Annotated in this window: 19 protein-coding genes; 11 read left to right on the top strand and 8 right to left on the bottom strand. The window is 36.0% G+C overall.

What is annotated here, in order from left to right; all coding sequences use genetic code 11:
• Positions 1–258: 258 nt before the first annotated feature.
• The 6 genes from ACKTTZ_RS23575 (at position 259) to ACKTTZ_RS23550 (ending at position 5,182) form a co-directional block, all read left to right on the top strand.
• Positions 259–1,887: an NADP-dependent glyceraldehyde-3-phosphate dehydrogenase gene (locus ACKTTZ_RS23575; protein ID WP_034697269.1), complete on the top strand. Its 1,629-nt coding sequence runs from the start codon at positions 259–261 to the stop codon at positions 1,885–1,887.
• Positions 1,888–2,042: 155 nt separating this feature from the next.
• On the top strand, positions 2,043–2,552 hold the full coding sequence (locus ACKTTZ_RS23570; protein WP_034697271.1) for an RNA polymerase sigma factor: 510 nt from the start codon (positions 2,043–2,045) through the stop codon (positions 2,550–2,552).
• A 10-nt stretch (positions 2,553–2,562) separates the two neighbouring features.
• Positions 2,563–3,378 (top strand): hypothetical protein, encoded by an 816-nt coding sequence (locus tag ACKTTZ_RS23565; protein ID WP_407846761.1) that lies wholly within the window; start codon positions 2,563–2,565, stop codon positions 3,376–3,378.
• A 62-nt stretch (positions 3,379–3,440) separates the two neighbouring features.
• On the top strand, positions 3,441–3,800 hold the full coding sequence (locus ACKTTZ_RS23560; protein ID WP_253316822.1) for a hypothetical protein: 360 nt from the start codon (positions 3,441–3,443) through the stop codon (positions 3,798–3,800).
• A gap of 268 nt (positions 3,801–4,068) precedes the next feature.
• Positions 4,069–4,578 (top strand): sigma-70 family RNA polymerase sigma factor, encoded by a 510-nt coding sequence (locus ACKTTZ_RS23555; protein WP_034697325.1) that lies wholly within the window; start codon positions 4,069–4,071, stop codon positions 4,576–4,578.
• Between the two features lie 13 nt (positions 4,579–4,591).
• Entirely contained in the window at positions 4,592–5,182 is a 591-nt protein-coding gene (locus tag ACKTTZ_RS23550; RefSeq protein WP_034697274.1) for a hypothetical protein, read from the top strand.
• Between the two features lie 42 nt (positions 5,183–5,224).
• On the opposite strand, the gene ACKTTZ_RS23545 is transcribed toward ACKTTZ_RS23550, so the two are convergent.
• Positions 5,225–6,619: a S41 family peptidase gene (locus tag ACKTTZ_RS23545; RefSeq protein ID WP_407846760.1), complete on the bottom strand. Its 1,395-nt coding sequence runs from the start codon at positions 6,617–6,619 to the stop codon at positions 5,225–5,227.
• Positions 6,620–6,935: 316 nt separating this feature from the next.
• Here ACKTTZ_RS23545 and ACKTTZ_RS23540 point away from each other — a divergent pair, with 316 nt between their 5' ends.
• The gene (locus ACKTTZ_RS23540) at positions 6,936–8,033 is read left to right on the top strand and encodes an MBL fold metallo-hydrolase (protein ID WP_034697277.1); all 1,098 of its coding nucleotides are present in this window, start codon (positions 6,936–6,938) and stop codon (positions 8,031–8,033) included.
• On the opposite strand, the gene ACKTTZ_RS23535 is transcribed toward ACKTTZ_RS23540, so the two are convergent.
• On the bottom strand, positions 8,034–8,321 hold the full coding sequence (locus ACKTTZ_RS23535) for a GNAT family N-acetyltransferase (RefSeq protein ID WP_034697278.1): 288 nt from the start codon (positions 8,319–8,321) through the stop codon (positions 8,034–8,036).
• Between the two features lie 523 nt (positions 8,322–8,844).
• Here ACKTTZ_RS23535 and ACKTTZ_RS23530 point away from each other — a divergent pair.
• From ACKTTZ_RS23530 to ACKTTZ_RS23515, 4 genes are all read left to right on the top strand, one after another.
• Entirely contained in the window at positions 8,845–9,303 is a 459-nt protein-coding gene (locus ACKTTZ_RS23530; protein WP_253316817.1) for a hypothetical protein, read from the top strand.
• Between the two features lie 114 nt (positions 9,304–9,417).
• A complete protein-coding gene (locus ACKTTZ_RS23525; protein WP_034697281.1) occupies positions 9,418–10,323 on the top strand; it encodes an AraC family transcriptional regulator in 906 nt (301 codons plus the stop codon).
• Positions 10,324–10,409: 86 nt separating this feature from the next.
• Complete coding sequence (locus ACKTTZ_RS23520; RefSeq protein ID WP_034697282.1) at positions 10,410–11,411, top strand: aldo/keto reductase; 1,002 nt, start codon at positions 10,410–10,412, stop codon at positions 11,409–11,411.
• Between the two features lie 86 nt (positions 11,412–11,497).
• A complete protein-coding gene (locus tag ACKTTZ_RS23515) occupies positions 11,498–12,490 on the top strand; it encodes an MBL fold metallo-hydrolase (RefSeq protein ID WP_253316815.1) in 993 nt (330 codons plus the stop codon).
• 277 nt (positions 12,491–12,767) lie between these two features.
• On the opposite strand, the gene ACKTTZ_RS23510 is transcribed toward ACKTTZ_RS23515, so the two are convergent.
• From ACKTTZ_RS23510 to ACKTTZ_RS23485, 6 genes are all read right to left on the bottom strand, one after another.
• Positions 12,768–13,160 (bottom strand): DoxX family protein, encoded by a 393-nt coding sequence (locus ACKTTZ_RS23510; protein ID WP_407846759.1) that lies wholly within the window; start codon positions 13,158–13,160, stop codon positions 12,768–12,770.
• 38 nt (positions 13,161–13,198) lie between these two features.
• On the bottom strand, positions 13,199–13,975 hold the full coding sequence (locus ACKTTZ_RS23505; protein ID WP_407846758.1) for a DUF1223 domain-containing protein: 777 nt from the start codon (positions 13,973–13,975) through the stop codon (positions 13,199–13,201).
• Between the two features lie 337 nt (positions 13,976–14,312).
• Positions 14,313–15,071: a LytTR family DNA-binding domain-containing protein gene (locus ACKTTZ_RS23500; RefSeq protein WP_034697286.1), complete on the bottom strand. Its 759-nt coding sequence runs from the start codon at positions 15,069–15,071 to the stop codon at positions 14,313–14,315.
• Positions 15,052–16,065, bottom strand: a complete 1,014-nt coding sequence (locus ACKTTZ_RS23495) for a sensor histidine kinase (RefSeq protein WP_253316812.1) — start codon at positions 16,063–16,065, stop codon at positions 15,052–15,054. Before ACKTTZ_RS23495 ends, ACKTTZ_RS23500 begins: the two co-directional genes overlap by 20 nt.
• 80 nt (positions 16,066–16,145) lie before the next feature.
• Positions 16,146–16,589 carry a hypothetical protein gene (locus tag ACKTTZ_RS23490; protein ID WP_407846757.1) on the bottom strand — a complete coding sequence of 148 codons (444 nt, stop codon included), beginning with the start codon at positions 16,587–16,589 and terminating at the stop codon, positions 16,146–16,148.
• Complete coding sequence (locus ACKTTZ_RS23485) at positions 16,586–17,569, bottom strand: heme-binding domain-containing protein (protein WP_407846756.1); 984 nt, start codon at positions 17,567–17,569, stop codon at positions 16,586–16,588. Before ACKTTZ_RS23485 ends, ACKTTZ_RS23490 begins: the two co-directional genes overlap by 4 nt.
• Between the last annotated feature and the right edge of the window lie 124 nt (positions 17,570–17,693).

Here is a 17,693-nt window from a genome sequence, read left to right as displayed (position 1 = left end):
TTTTTAGGAGCTAAGATTAATTTTAATTCAAATAGATCGAATCTATTATCAGATTATTTTTTTCAACACATTTTACCTCTACCTTTATGTTATAAAAATGTAATAGTTTCAAAGGTGTCATTCTGAATGAAATAAAATGTAATGAAGAATCTCATATAAAAATCAATAAAGATTTTTCCTTCGTCAGAATGACAAAAGTCAAATAATTTAAATTTTGAGACAATCTCAATCTTATCACATAAAAAAATAGAAAGATTTATGAGTTCAGAAAATATCGCATCATTCCATCACATTTTTAAAGGAGAAAACGAAATTCCGGAAGAATATAAAGTTCCGGTCATCCATCAGAGAACTTATCTTTTGAATGGAGAACTGGTAGAGTGGAATGGTGATGTCACCGAAATTTATTCCCCGGTATGCATCCCCACAGAAAACGGATTGGAAAGAAAACTTCTGGGAAGTATTCCGAATATTGGTCCGAACGAGGCTATGGAAGTTCTCGAAGCCTGTGTAAAAGCCTATGATAATGGGCTGGGTGAGTGGCCGACAATGTCTGTGGAAGGACGAATCAAATGCATGCAGAAATTCGTGTACCTGATGATCCAGCAAAGAGATCTGATCATTAAATTACTGATGTGGGAAATCGGAAAAACACTGGCAGATTCTACCAAAGAATTTGACCGTACTGTGGATTATATCAATCAGACCATTGATGCTTTGAAAGATCTTGACAGAGAATCTTCCCGCTTTCAACAGGCAGAAGGAACAATAGCACAGATCAGAAGAGCACCACTTGGAGTCGTTTTAAGTATGGGACCTTTCAATTATCCGCTGAATGAAATTTTTACCACATTGATCCCTGCTCTGATCATGGGAAATACCATCCTTTTTAAACTGCCGAAACATGGTGTCCTTGCCCATTATCCTTTATTAAACGCTTTCAAAGAAGCCTTCCCGAAAGGAACAGTGAATACATTATATGGAAAAGGATCAGAAATTATCACTCCCATTATGGAAAGCGGAAAAGTGAATGTGCTTGCTTTTATCGGTTCCAGTAAAGTGGCGAACGGACTGAAAAAACTACACCCGAAAGTAAACCGTTTAAGAGCCATCCTAAGTCTGGATGCTAAAAACGCAGCCATTGTTACCAAAAATGCAAATCTTGATGTGGCAGTGAGTGAATGTATTTTGGGTGCGCTTTCTTTCAATGGACAACGATGTACGGCATTGAAGCTGATATTCGTTCAGAAAGAAGTGGCATTGGAGTTTACAGAGAAATTAAGTGCAGCAGTTTCTGCTTTGAAGGCTGGACTGCCATGGGAAAAAGATGTGAAAGTAACTCCACTTCCGGAGGTCAATAAACCCGCTTATCTGAAAGAATGTATTGATGACGCTTTACAGAAAGGAGCTGCAGTACTGAATAAAGATGGAGGCTATACAGATGAATCTTTTGTTTTCCCGGCAGTAGTATATCCTGTAAACAGTGATATGAAGCTTTATCATGAAGAACAGTTTGGTCCTGTGATTCCTGTTGTTCCGTTCGAAGATATAGAGGAACCTATAGAGTATCAGGTAAATGCTTCACATGGGATGCAGGTAAGTATTTTCAGTGAAGATCCTCATGAAGTAGCGAGACTGATTGATCCGTTTGTAAACCTTGTAAGCCGTGTCAATATCAACTGTCAGGCACAGCGAGGTCCTGATGTTTTTCCATTTACCGGAAGAAAAGACAGTGCAGAAGGAACACTTTCCGTTTTTGATGCGCTCCGCTCATTCTCCATCCGGTCTCTGGTGGCTGCAAAACTGACAGATTCCAACAAAGAACTACTGAATACTATTGTCAGAGAACATGATTCTAACTTTTTAAGCACAGATTATATTTTCTGATTCTGCCTGATATTGCATTTAACATAAAATAAAAATCCTCAATAAACACCTTAGTTTGTTGAGGATTTTTTTAACTTAATGCCGGAAATTATAGTTTTGTGTTATAATAAGATGGTGTTTTTTAGAAATATCATCTAAGGATCAGTGTGTAAATCATGTCTTCACCCGAAAAAGAATTTTTAGAGAAAATTGAAAAACACAAAGGTGTTGTTTTCAAGATCTCTAAAATGTATATGGATAATAAGGACGATCAGAATGACCTCTATCAGGAGATCATTTATCAGGCCTGGAAATCATATGGTGATTTTCAAAAGAGGAGTGATTTCTCAACATGGCTGTACAGAACTGCGCTCAACACAGCAATTGTTTTTTTGCGAAGTGAAAAAAAACGTAGTTTTATACAGAATCAGAATGTAGATGGGCTGAGTGCCCGCCAGGAACCTTATAATGATACGGATGATATGAATATGAAGCGGATGTATGAAGCTATCCATCAGCTAAGTCCCATTGATAAAGCCCTTATATTCTTCTTTTTAGAGGGTTTTTCCGGAAAAGAGATTGCCGTACAGCTGGGAATTACAGAAGTGAATACACGGGTAAAGCTGAAGAGGGCAAAAGAAAAGCTGAAAGAGATCATCATCAGGCAGGGTACAGGTTCCTATTAAAAATAACACTATGGACTTAGAAAATTTTAAAGAAATTTGGAATAAAGATACAGGACAGGAATCTCCTGAAATTTCTCTGGAAAAACAGAAGGAAATACATTCTCCACTACAGATGCTGAAAGTGAATATGGAAACTGAATTCTGGCTGATGATTGTTACATTGCCTTTGCTTTTAACAGGTTTTCCTTTTGCTTCTACTGATTCTAATATTAAAACGATATCAGCATTTGTCACCATCCTGACCGTTGCGATTATTGTTTATTTTTATTCCCGCTTCCTGAAAGTGTATAAACTGCTCAGAAAAAACAGTATCAATACAAATTATGATTTGTTTAATCTCAAAACGCAGCTTCTCATATCGAAACAAATTTATATTTCCTACTATATTGCTTATATCCCGCTTGGATTTCTTTTATCTCTGATTCAGATTAATTTTCATTTTGACAGGGAATATAACCTGGCTATTTTCGGGATCAGTCTTTTGATTACCCTTTTGTTGATTGCTTTTATTATCAAATACTGGATCTACTATATGTACGGAAGATACATTGATGATGTAGTACGTTTGGTAGACGAACTTAATGAAATTGAAGTAAGCTCAAGAAATGAAAAGAGAACAACATGGTTTGAACGTTCACAGAGATTTTTAATGAATAAAATGGGTATTAAAGGCAATATCCTGAATACTGTTATTTGGTTTGTATCCATGTACTTTATTATTATTTTATTTTTAACAGTTGTCCTTCTGATCATTATTATTGTAGGAGCAAAACTTGATTTTCTGGATATCGGATCATTGCAGAGGGCTTTAAATAAACTGAATTAGAAATTACGCTATCTTCTGTAAAATTTCTATCTTTAGAAAATTGAGTTGTAAAAAAATATCACATGGATGATTTTAAAAATCAGGTGTATTCTATAGAAGAATTTCTGGAACTGGTAAAGACTAAACAGGATAGGAAAGTATCCTTTGACCCGGAATATAATTATGCAGTCTATTCTTCAACAGATGAGTTTAAACCCGAAATGAAAGTTTTTATCGGAGATCCTCTGGATATTGGTGAGCATGATAATGAAATCTTGCCAGATTTTGTTTTTCATAACAAGCTTCATTATATGTGTTCAGATGAAAATATTCAGGATGTGGTGGATCTTGCTTTCAGACAGCGTGCTGATATTAGCTCTTCTCAGCTTATTACTGCTCTGAACCATTATCTTGAAAAAGATGATTTCTTAGATTTTAAATAATAAAAGAATTAAATACTTAAATAAATAACCTGATGTGAAAAAATATCAGGTTATTGTTTTTTTTGGATGTAACATTTTTACTTTTTTTCTACTAACTAGTCAGGTCAAAAAAAATTATTTCGACTCGTACTATTCTGAGGAAATAGTAAAAAGCTTAAAAAACACACAATGAGACCTGACAGTATTTTTCTGTCAGGTTTTTTATTTCTTTTGTAAAAATCTGTAACAATTTTTTTAAACGAAAACTAACTCTATAGAGTAAATGCCCATGACCTCATTAGAACAAGAGTTTATAAGTCAAATTGAACAGCATAAAGGAATTCTATTTAAGATTTCTAAAATGTACATGACTGAAAAAGATGACCGTGATGATCTTTTTCAGGAGATCACCTATCAGCTCTGGAAAGCATTTCCTGGTTTCAGAGGCGAAAGTGAATTTTCTACATGGCTATACAGAATTGCTTTGAATACGTCCATTATTTTCCTGAAATCAGAAAAGAGAAGAAGTTTTATTGGCCATGAAGATTTTTCTAATCAGATTATTATCCAGGAAGATTATGATGATCGTAAAGAAGAACGTCTGGCTGAAATGTATAAAGCTATCCATCAGCTTAATCCTATTGACAAGGCCTTTATATTCTATTATCTGGAAGATTTTTCTGGAAAGCAGATTGCCGAACAGATGGGAATCTCAGAAGGCAATGCAAGAGTGAAAATGAACCGGGCCAAAAATAAACTTAAAGATATCTTAAGCCAAATAAAAACCAACCAACATTAAAATCAGTAATCCAATGAATATCGATGAATTGAAAAATACCTGGAACGAAGATATTGTGGAGGAAACTCCCGAAATAAGCATAGAACAGAGAAATAAACTGAATCTTCCCCTTGAAAAAATACGCAAAAATATGCGTGTGGAATTCTGGTGGATGATAGGAATCTTTGTCTTCGCTTTTCTGGTGTGCGCTGTATGCAGACCATTCAAACTTCAATTGTACATCACGGTATTAATTGCTTCCATGCTTTTGGTTACCGTTTTCTTTTTCAGTAAGTTCTTTAAACTGTATAATGAAATCAGTAACCCTGTACCCAAGACTTATGATTCTCTGAAAGATCTTGTGATGCAGCTCAATCTTAATAAACAGTATTATCTCTCATATTATATCAGTTTTGCCCCGTTTCTTGTATGTGAGATCCTTATTGTCCTGGAGTTTATCCCGTGGCCAAAACCTCTTAGTGAATTGAAGATTGCGGTGATCTTAATTAGTACAGTAACCGTAGGATTATTTTTGCTTTATATTATGGGAAGATTTTGGTATCAACGCTACTATGGAAGATATATCCAATATATTGAAGATCTTTTGGAAGAATTAAAAAGATAAAAAAGAGTTCGGCGGGCTGAAAGCCCGCCGAACCTATATTCATTATTGTCCTTTATGTTCTTTTTCTTTGGCAATTTCGTTTTTTATCCAATCCAGCTGTGGATCTTTTTTGTCAATAATATCCTGCATATTTTCAGTAACAGTCACATCAGGAACAACCCCTTTCCGTGAGTCTGAAAAACTGATATTAGGCTGTACCAAAAGTAGTCCTATGGGAAATCTGATTTCAGAATTAGGAAGCTTTTGGTAGGAATAAAAACCGGCAACAGTTCCATCATTGGCACCACCTGTTTCTTCTCCCACAAGCGTTGCTCTTTTATCATTTTTAAGTTTGGCGGTAATAATAGAAGATGCCGAGAAACTTCCTCCGTTAATCAGTACAAAAACTTTTCCGTGGAAAGCATCCTTTTTAGGCTTTGTAGGTTTGTCAGCCTTCATTTTGTAGAATACCTTTCCGTCTTTTTTATAGGTACTGAAAGTCTGTGCAAAAAAATAACTCGGATAGGCGATACTTTTAAGAGCATATTCTAAAGGAGTACTTTTTCTGAAATAATTGGTGCGTAAAGGAGCATTCCTTGAAGTTAGCTGAGACGGTTTTATCAGGGTAAACGGAGTATCCGCTAAATACGAATACAGATTATTGATTTCATACAGTGAACCGCCGTAGTTATTTCTGACATCGATGATAAGATAGGGAGACTTTGCATCATTGATCTTGGCAAAAGTCTTCTTATAAAACTCATCCGAATAATCTCTGGAAAAGCTTTTCACCTTAATATAAGCTATAGTACTGTCTTTGTCCAGAAACTTGAAGCTTCTGTTATATGAATTACTGGAAGCCACATAATCGTTCAGTTTCTTTTCCGGAGTCTTTTTCTGCATTTCCTTATCCTTTTCAAGATCAGTATCAGATTTTGTTTCTCGGGTTAAGGTATATGTCTTTTTTTCTCCTTTATAGAGGGTTTCAAGAGTCGCTTTGCTGCCAAATCCATTTTCGGCAGTGTAAAAATTAAAGAACAGATCTTTTAAAAAATATGGGTGGAAAGTGGTATTATCCCCATCACTGCTGATCAGGCTTCTGTATTTCTTGATATAATCGGAAACAGGAACATGATTGATGGATAAAATTTCAGTTCCGGGTTGTATGTGTTCAATAGAATCCCTGTTCTGAATAATATACATCTGATCTCCCGAAATATAATATTCAAAACGACTGAACATTCCTTTCTGATGTTCCAGTCTTTTTATTTCACTTTTAGTAAATTTCTTTCTGGGAATTCTCAATGAAAGATGCCCTTCTCTAATTCCTGCAATAACAGGTTGAAGCTTGAAATAAAACTGAAGAGGAGTAAGAGGTTCGGTGATGGTCTGTTTAAGGCTGTCAAATTTACGTTCCAGCTCCTTCTTGGGAATGTACCAGTATAATTGTGGATGCATTTGCTGTAATTTTGAATACGCAAAATCCACATCTTCTTTCAGTTGCTCCGGTGGAATACATGAGGCCCGCTGTTCGTTGTGTTTTTTTATAGAGGCACAAGACGAAAAAATAGCGAGAAGAAATATTACCGAATAATTTTTCAATGTATCTGAGTTTTTTTAGGGTGCTAAAATAGAAAGTTTAAAATTAATCCTGATGTAAATGAATAATAAATTTTTAAAAATACATGATAAATTTAGTTAAAAAATGTAGTAAAATGGAATATATTTTCATTTAAAAACAAAAGTCAATACATTTGATATTTATTTTGTGCAGATGATTTACTGGATTATTACGAGCGTGGCTGTTTTGACGGTTACTTTTTTTATAGTGATCAATATGAAGGCGTTTGGTGGAGTGCCAAAAGGGAAGAGGCTGAAGCGTATCAGACAGTCGAAACTTTATAAAAAGAAACAGTTCCGGAATATCAGTCACACTCCTTCCATTACAGAAGGCTACAAGATGTGGAAAGTAACCTACGATTTCCTTTTAGGGAAAAAAGACCCGTTGCTGAAACCTTTAAACGAAATACCTTCTATTCGTACCAATTTGAAAAATATAGGTAAGAATGAGGATGTATTTATCTGGCTGGGGCATTCATCTTATTACTTGCAGACAGATGGAGTTTCCTTTTTAATAGATCCTGTTCTGAGCCTGTATGGATCACCTTTCAAATACTTTAATAAAGCTTTCAAAGGTTCAGATATTTTTAAACCTGAAGATATTCCATGTATAGATTATTTGGTCATCACCCATGATCATTTCGACCACCTGGATTATCCAACTGTAAAATCTATCGAAGAAAGAACAGGAATGGCCATTATTCCTTTGGGAGTAGGTGCGCATCTGGAAAGATGGGGCTATCCTGAGACTAAACTTATTGAAGAAGAATGGGGAACAGAAGTCGTTCTGAAAAATGATATAAAAGTTGCTTTCACTCCTGCCAGACATTTTTCCGGCAGAAGGGTAAGGCAGAATGATACTCTTTGGAGTTCCTATGTTCTGATAACACCTACAAAAAGAATTTTCTTAGGTGGAGATAGCGGCTATGATTCCCATTTTAAAATAATAGGAGAGCAATATGGTCCTTTCGATTATGCTGTTCTTGAAAACGGTCAGTATGGAGAAGCATGGAGATATATTCATACATTGCCGGAAGATGTTATTCAGGCTGGTATTGATCTGAAAGCAGAGCATATTCTTCCTGTTCATGCTGCAAAATTTGCATTAGCACTTCATCCATGGAATGAACCTTTGCAAAAGATAACGGCTCTGGGAAAAGAAAAAAATAGGAGCATCCTCACTCCGATAATCGGCGAGGTAGTACATCTGAATCAGTCAGAACAGCAATTTACAGCCTGGTGGGAAAGCTGATCAGGCATGCCAGATTTCTTTATATCTTGCGGGGTGATTTTCAAACTGTTGTCTTACAAAATCACATTCCGGGTCTACAAGCAAATCTTTTTCTTCTGCGTAGCGTACCAGTTCATCCAGCAATAGTTTGGCATATCCTTTTCCCTCACGCTCTTCGTCAAGTTTCGTATAATATACAATAAGCAGTCTTCCGTCAACCTCTATGGACATATAACCTGCCTTTTTCCCATCGATAAGTAGCTGCAATTCATCCTGATATTGAGATACCTGAAACTTTATATTTTCCATGACAATGTAAGATTTGGTTGATTAAAAATAATTTGAGAAGATTTCTTTAAAAACATTCTCTCCATTAAAATTACGAAATTAAATCATATGAAATAATAGTTTTCAGGAATCTTAACGAATTTTATAACATAAATGGTAAAAAGATAAAAGATAAAAGATAAAAGATAAAAGATAAAAGATGTTGTTGTAAAATTCAATAGAGGTGGGTTTTAACCCGCCTAACAATAAAATATCGATCCATTGGCTTTAGCCAAAACTTAAAAAATAAATTTTAAGCCTCCAGATCTAAACCTTCAATCCATTGATTATGAATGTTGTTTTCACTTTCATTTTCTAATAAAAACTCATCACTTTTTAACTCTATTTTAAACTCATCAACATTCAATAATTTGATGAAAGAAGAGAAAATATTTCAAAGATAATCAGTTGTTTGTAGTTTTTCTTAACAAATATTAGTATTTATAATTAAGAATTGGCACTTTAATTGACTATCACTTGATAATTATTTTTAAAGTGGAATGAAATGAAAAAGTTAATATTAACAGCATTATTGGTTGGGACATTCAGTTTGAGTTATGCCCAGTCAGATTATTATAATGACTACAGAAGGAGTATTTCAGATATCAACTGGCAAAGGGTAATTACTGATCTTGTGCTTTCAACAACGCAGGCCAATCAAATCTATGTATTGAATGACAGATACCATGATTATGATACATGGAACAGAGTGTATGTAGTAGAACCGGGAAGATGGAGAAACGACCGTTATTCAGAGCTGGAAAGAATTCTGGGGAGAGAAAAGTATATCATCTTTAAAAAGAAATACTACAGAGGACAAAACCCTGTAATGGTTTACGGAAGAAACAAAAACGATTATAAAAAATACCGTAAACAACAGGAAAAGTATTATAAAAATCAGGAGAAATACTACAAAAAACAAAATAAACATCATGGTCACGGACATGATGATGATTGGGACTAAAATATTATCAACTCAATATTCACTTTTAAATGGCTGGCAGCATTGTCAGCCATTTAATTTTTTAATCCCGTAATTATTATGATTTAATTTGTTTGATTTTTATAACTTTGATCTATGGAATCACACGAATCACTGAATGGCTTTTATGAAAGGAATGCTCCTAATCTGGCATCTCAATGTATTGGAGTGAATAAAATGGGGCACTTCAATGTCTTTTCACGGGAATATTGCTCTCCGCATACTCCTTACAGCAGGAGAGATTATTATAAGATTTCACTCATCATTGGAAAAGGGAAACTTCATTATGCTGATAAATGGATCAAAGTAGATCGTCCCGCCTTATTGTTTTCCAATCCCATTATTCCTTATTCCTGGGAAGCGGATGATGAGGATCAGAAAGGCTGGTTCTGCCTCTTTACAGATCAGTTTCTGCACAATGGAAGCCGTATAGGAAATCTTCAGGATTCTCCGCTGTTCAAAATTGGTGGAACTCCTGTTTTCTTTGTCGATGAAGAACAGCAGAAGATACTTTCTGAGATGTATACCAAAATGATGACGGAGATTCAGTCGGATTATATTCACAAGTATGATATGTTGAGAGCATACCTTCATCTGATGATTCATGAAACAATGAGAATGCAGCCGGCAGAAAGCTTTGAACCTTATCAGAATGCTTCCCAAAGAGTGGCTTCCTTGTTTATGGAACTTCTTGAAAGACAGTTTCCTATTGACAGTCCGGAAGCTTTTTTGAAATTAAAAACTCCCAACGATTATGCTCAGAGTCTTTCTATTCATGTGAATTCTTTAAACCGTTCGGTAAAAGAGATTACAGGGAAAACAACCAGCCAGCAGATTACCGGAAGAATTATTCAGGAAGCCAATGCCTTATTGAAACATACAGACTGGAATATCTCTGAGATTGCTTATGGATTGGGCTTTGAAGAACCTGCTTATTTTACCAATTACTTTAAAAAACAAACCGGAATTACTCCTAATGCCTTAAGAATGGATGTTGTTTGAATTTTATAATTTTTAGTTTGAATTCTATATCGTGGCGGGTTTCCGGATGCTCTAATTTTGTCATATAAAATTAAATCATACCTATCATGAAATTTAAAAAATTAGGAAACACAGAAGAACAGTTATCAGCAATCGGTTTAGGATGTATGGGAATGAGCTTTGCTTATGGTCCTACAGACGAGCAGGAAAGTATCAATACCCTGCACAGAGCATTGGACTTAGGGGTTAACTTTTGGGATACAGCAGATATGTATGCCAATGGAGAAAATGAAAAACTGATTTCCAAAGTTTTAGTCCCAAACAGAGATAAGATTTTTATTGCAACCAAATTTGGATTCAGGTTTAAAGATGGTAAAGCAAGTCACAGTGGAGCTCCCGGAACGTATTTCGACGGTTCTCCGGAATGGATCAGAAAGGCCGTAGATCTAAGTCTTCAAAGATTAAAAATAGATACTATTGATTTGTATTATGCCCACAGAGTAGATCCAAATGTGCCCGTAGAAGAAACAGTAGGAGCAATGGCTGAGTTGGTAAAAGCCGGGAAAGTGAAGTATATTGGATTATCTGAAGCTTCAGCAGAATCTATCAGAAAAGCCAACAAAATCCACCCTATTGCAGCATTACAGTCAGAATATTCTATCCTTACCAAAGATGTTGAAAAAGAGATTTTACCAACCATCAGAGAGCTTGGGATTTCCTTAGTGCCTTATTCACCATTGGCAAGAGGACTTTTTACCAATATTTATGAAGTGCAGAATCTTGGAGATGATGACTTTAGAAAATCATTACCACGCTACCAGCAGGAATATCTTGAAAATAATACCAAACTGGCTAATGAGATCAATGAGTTGGCAGCTTCCAAAGGAGTAAAGGGAACTCAGTTGGCATTAGCATGGGTATTGAATCAGGGAGACGATATTATCCCGATTCCTGGAACAAAAAGAATTAAATATCTTGAAGAAAATATTGCAGCTGTCAATATTGAGCTCTCCCAGTCGGATCTGGATACCATTGATGCAATCCTGAAAAAATACCCGAACGTAGGGGAAAGATATACAGAAGGTTCCATGAAATTGGTGAACAACTAAAAACTATTCATATAAAAACTGAGTTCCTGATAATGAAGGAGCTCAGTTTTTTTTGTTTTAAATTTTAAAATGAAAAGCACTCAGCTATGAACAGAAGAGAATTATTAAAGAACGGATTGTTAGCAGGAACATTGAGCATGATTCCTTTTTCCGGCTTAATGGCACAGTCTAAAACAACTGTTGAAAAAACTGGAAATGATCTTTCCGGTTTTAAAAAATTAAAGCTTGGAGAACTGGACCTCTTTGTACTTACAGACGGATATATTCATGAAGAAAATCTGAACTCATTCGCTCCCAGAGGAACTGTTTCAGAATTAAAGTCAATCCTTAAAAACAATTTCAGACCGGAGAATTATATCGATATGGCGATGAATATTCTATTGGTTAAAACGAAAAATAAACTCATTTTATTCGATACCGGAATGGGAATTTTTGCTGATGAAAGAACCGGATTTCTATTAAAAAGTCTCCAAAAAGCAGGATTTTCTGCGAAAGATATCACTGATGTTTTTATCTCTCATGCCCATCCCGACCATATCGGAGGAGTTGTAGATAAACAGAATCAGTTTGTTTTCCCCAATGCCGATATTTTTATTTCTAAGATAGAACATGATTTCTGGATGAAAGCTTCTATCAAAGATTTCAGTAACAGTGCTCTGAAAACACAACCTGAATTTCTTAATCAGGTTATCCCGGCAGTCCGGAATATTCTGAAAACCATTCAGCCAAAGCTGAAGTTTTATGACCTTAATCATCCACTGTATGAGTATTTTAGTTTCCAGTTAGCACCTGGCCATACACCAGGTTTAACCGTTACAACCATCTCTTCAGGAAATGAAAAACTGATCTATATCGCAGATTTGATTCATTCTGATGTAGTCCTTTTTCCCCATCCTGAATGGGGCTATTTTGGTGACACTGATCTGGATATCGCAACGGCATCAAGAAAAAAACTCCTTCAGCAATTGGCAGATACCAAAATCAGAGCATTTGCTTATCATTTACCATGGCCAGGTCTTGGGTTTACCAAAACAAAATCTTCAGCATTTGAATGGTTCCCGGAAAGTTTTATGAATTAGGTAGCAGGTCATAGATTGCAGGTGAGAGGTAAAGAGGATAAGGGATACATTGACCTTGATTAATAAATAGGTGCTCAGCATTCCCCTCCTCCGGAGGGGTGGCAAAAATTCAAAGAATTTTTGACGGGGTGGTTAATCAATAGCAGCGGACTTTAGTCCGCTTTCACAAACAACGCTCATTCATCGGGCTTTAGCCCAAACTTATAAAATAACAGATCCTCCTAGTCAACGGAAGGATCTGTTTCAAACATAAGAAAAAATTAGCTTTGTATGCATATCAAGCCTCTCCAAATACCATTTCAGGAGAATACAGCTTTCTGAACATTATATACGTTACTGTTAGCACTGAAAAAGCGACCATCGCATCTACTGTAGACGGAAAACCAAGTACTGCTATTTTGGAGAAAAAAGCAAAGAGGATGTCAAAAAACATTCCTGCAAATACCCATTCTTTCAATCTTAATAATCTATTGGGAAGCAGAAGAACCAGAACTCCTGCAATTTTAAAAACGCCCAATATATAAATGAAATGCGGCGGATAGCCAAGCTGTTGAGTAATATCCCACACCACAGTATTTTTTGTCAGTTCAAAGAAACCGCTGGCCCCAAACCATAACGACATAAAAATAACTCCTGCCCAATAGATGATTTTTGTTGTTTTTGTTTTCATTGTTGTAATTTTTAGTATTGATTAAATTGTATCTTATTTTATTTAAAAGTTGTCTTTGCTGATCCTGAAATTTCTCCGGTTTTCATATTCTGAATAAAAGCGATGACTTCCCAGTTTTCAGGAGAGAAACCTTCCGGAAGTTTGAATGCTGTGTTCCCTTCCTGCTGTTTATTCAATGAGATGGTGTTTTGTTTGTGAACAATTTGCCAATGATGAAGATGGCGTCCTTCATTTTCACCTTTTCCTACCTGAGTAGAAGAATGTTTTTCCACCAGATTAACGAGAAGCATATTCTGAGGATCTTTGGAGGGTGCTTTGTAATGGACATTAACTGCATTCTGAGAAACGGTTGCAGATAATTCTACATTTGTTTTTTTAGTATCAAACAAGGCTTGCTGAATAGCATTTTTGATATTGTTTTCATCAGAACCTACAAATTCTGTTTTTCCGTTCACTACCAGCTGTGGAGTATAAACCTGTGAATTCAATATACGGCTATACTGCTGTTGTCGTTGAGAGTTTTCAGAACTGCTGAATCGGTCTTTCCATCCAAGACGGTTCCAGTAATCCACATGGTAGGAGAGTAGATACACAGGTTCGTCCTTATATTCTTTTTCAATTTTTCCCATCAGCTCATCTGCCGGAGGGCAACTGGAGCAGCCTTCTGAAGTGAACAATTCCAACACTGCGAAACCATTGTTTTCATCAGCTGAATACTGTACAGTTTTTTGATCTTTATTTTGATGAATAAATGCTGAGGTAGCAAATAATAATGCTGTGAAAGCGCTTACTGTGATTAAGTTTTTTAGTATCATGTCTTTTAATTTGATTCAAAAGTAGATATTCTGGAGAGGCAAAAGAATGCAAAAAAGGCTCAACCGGACAAATTAAAGGGTGAACCCGGAAATTGTGAGGGGAAGTATTTTAAGGCTGGATGCTGGAAGAGGGAGGAAGGAAGTTTTTGGAGTGCAAAAAGGAATCGATGTCTATATTTTTTGATAGTAAAAATATGAGCAATGAAGCTTAAAAAATTAAAGCAAAAGAAAACCCTGATCATCTTAATCAGGGCTATAATGTATTTAAAAAAGACATTCATAAATCGCATTGGTTACAAAGTACTTCCAGCACCCAACCTCCAGCTTCCTTTCTCCTTTACCTATCCTCCAGCCATGTGAAAAAACTATGGGTCTTTTCTTTGTTAATCAAAAGTTTCTCAGGGGTTTCAATGGTAAGCTTTACCAGTATTTTGCGTTGAAAATAATGTTCCATTTCTTTAATCGCTTTAAAGTTAACAAGATACTGTCTGTTGACTCTGAAAAACTGTTTATCAGAAACCTGTTCTGCTACCTGGCCCAAAGGTTGGGTAAGGGAAAACTGCTCTTTGGCAAATGTAACCAGATGGGTGATCTCATTGTGGATATAAAAATACGCAATGTCTTCTGTAGGAATCGTAGTATATTTCTGATTTTTGAAAACCAGGAAATTGCTTTTACCCGCAGGCTGATTCATTTTCTGTATGATGGATTCCAGGTCCGGAAGATCATTTTTCTGGAAGAATTTTTTCAGTTCGTCAACCTTTCTCAGGGCTTCGGCAATATCTTCTTTTGAAAATGGTTTTAAGACATAGTCAACACCCTTACTTTTAAAAGCATCCAGCATATACTGATCAAAAGCAGTACAGAAAACCACAGGGCAGGTAATATCAACCGATTTGAAAATTTCAAAGGAAAGTCCGTCTGAAAGATGGATATCCATAAAAATAAGATCGGGTTTGATTTCCTTTAAGCCTTCAATACTTGTTTCAATACTGTCATAAACACCCAGTATTTTTGAGTCCGGTTTTAAGTCTGATATTAAATTCTGCAGGGATTTAGCTGCCCTGAATTCATCTTCAATAATGATTATATTCATGGATTAATGGTAGTTTTATCTGAAACGTTTTTTCGTCTGAATTAATAATAATATTCTTTTCCAGCAAGTGTTTGTAGCGCATTTTAATGTTGTCCAGCCCAACTCCCAAAGAATCTTCGGGGGTTACTTTTCGCTGGATAGGATTTTCGATCACAATATGATTATCAGCAGTATAAATTTTAATATGTAAAGGTTTGCTCTGCGAAACAATATTATGTTTGATACAGTTCTCCACCAAAAGCTGAAGCGTAAAAGGAGGAATAAGAGTTTGAGCGGTTTCCTTTCCAAGCTCGTTGGTAAACTTAATTCCTTCTCCGAAACGGGCTTTCTGAAGAAACAGATAAGAATCTACTATTCTCATTTCTTCCTGAACGCTGATTAAATCCAGTTTTCTGCTTTCAAGAGTAAATCTGTAAAAATCAGACAGTTTTACAATAAAATCAACGGTTTCTTCATCACGCGTTTCGGCCATCAGTTTTAACGTATTCAGACTGTTGAAAAGAAAATGTGGATTGATCTGCTGCTTTAATAATTCATATTGAGCTCCTAAATTGTCACTTTTTACCTTTTCCAGTTCAAGCTGCACCTGTTGTCCTGTATAATTATTCTGAAGTAGATTCAGGAACATATAACACACCAGATTGATCAGAATTCCTCTTACCTCAATCATCAGCATTACGGGACCAAAATTAATATGGGAGAGAATCAGCTGCTGAATCCATGCCAGACCAAACATAATCACCATCCCAAAAGCAAGTACCACCATCAATCTTGAATAAGAGATCTGTTGTCTTCGTTTTTTTGTGCGGTTCAGCATATAAATATTGATGTACCACATGATTACTGAAAATGCTGCTGTAATAGCTGAGTTTACCACGGCTTCTTTCCAGTTGAATTGATGGGATGCCAGCTGAGGTACGGATGATAAAATACCCAGGAAAATGGAGCTTATCCAGATAATTGCTTGTGAGATTTTTATTTTTTGCTGTTGCATGAAATCTGCTGATTTGAAAAGGTTAAATTAATGTTTTTTATTGAAAATATTATGATAAATAGTGAAACAGGAGTTTTTTATTAAGGTCTGCTTACAGGGCGGTAACTCATAAAATATTGTATTCTTTCTTCTTTATTGGGAGAACTGTTTTGTGAAAGATCATTTTTAAGATCATAAGAAACGTTTCCGGCATTGTCAGCCTGAACAGTTTCAATACTTACCAATTCTCCGGTGATGGTTCCGCCGATGTATTGAGGATTATCATGATATTTCCAGGTTACCAGTTTCATGACAGCACCTGCTTCAGGGGTCTGGCTTTCCTTTGATAAAGATTCCAAAGCTTTTTCATTTCCATATAAAGCTGACATAGTTTCGTTCTTAGGGTTTAAAGAGTTGGAGACGAATTTTAGCTGGCCAGGATCAAAAACAATCCTTGAAAGACCATTATTTGTATCATTGTTTTCTTTGCTGCAAGCGGTAAGAGCAATAAGACTTACCAATAAGATGAAGATCGTATTTTTCATTTTTTCTGTAAATTTTGGATTAATCTTTGGGTATTGACTTTCATCGGAACGTCAAACAGATAACCTGTTTTTTCTGCTAATTGTCTGTGACAGGCGATGCAGGATTCTTTGGCGAAGGAAGCTGTTTTTCCTGTTGGATGGAGATCTTCTCCGGAGAATTTCGCAAATCCCCAACCCTCAGTATCTTGATATTGCTTGGAATCTTTTACCATAAATTGCGCATTGATAAATTTCCCAGGTCTGACTTCTCCGTTAGGAAATTCCTGTTGCTTCCATACCGATTTTACGACTATACTTCCATCTGGCCATGGATGAAAATTTTCGGTTTCCACGGCTTTCACAGCAATATCATTTCCATAAATTACACGGATAGAATTATCAAAAAGCGTACTCATGCTGATGACCTTCCAGTTTTTGAAATCGGGAGTGTATTGAACTCCGTTGGGAGAAACCGGAAATTGAGCTGGAGTTGGGTCAGTTTTAGCTGCAGAAGGTAAATTGGGTTCAGTTTTATTGTGTACAGAAGATTGTGCTGAAGATAATGAAAGAGTGTATTTTTTAATGATTTCAATATCTTTTGCTGTAATCTTAGCTGAAGGATGCAGCAGCGTGTATTCATGAAGAGGCATTTTGCCACTTTGCATCATGTTCAGAATAGCATACATTTTTCCCTGATGATCAGCCGGTGAGTATTTTTCCCATTCAGAAAAATTCAGAACTTCTCTGGCTCTTTGGATGTCTTTATTGACCGCCCAGGAAACAGGAGCGATTTTATCATACCAGCTTAGATTCTGCTGGTTAGAATGACAGCTGAAACATGAGTTTTCCAGAATACTGATCACTTCCCTTGGAGCTTCTATTTTTCCTGTAACCGGTTTCCCTTCCAAAGGTCTGCTGAATAGCTGCAACCCTCCGAAAACTCCTAATATGGCCAGAAATACTATGGCAATGGGATTTCTTTTTTTCTTTACGGTATCCATAATGAGTATTGTTTTATTTTTCTGGATCAAAAGTAGGCCGGTAACAGATGCTGTGAAACGGAAAACAGGCTGATCCGGACAAATCAAAAGGTGAATCCGGAATTTTTAACCCCGAAAATACACA

Source organism: Chryseobacterium sp. KCF3-3 (assembly GCF_045865955.1).
GTDB lineage: Bacteria > Bacteroidota > Bacteroidia > Flavobacteriales > Weeksellaceae > Chryseobacterium.
The sequence above is the reverse complement of the archived record's forward strand: the minus strand, read 5'-3'. Positions and strand labels throughout refer to the sequence as shown.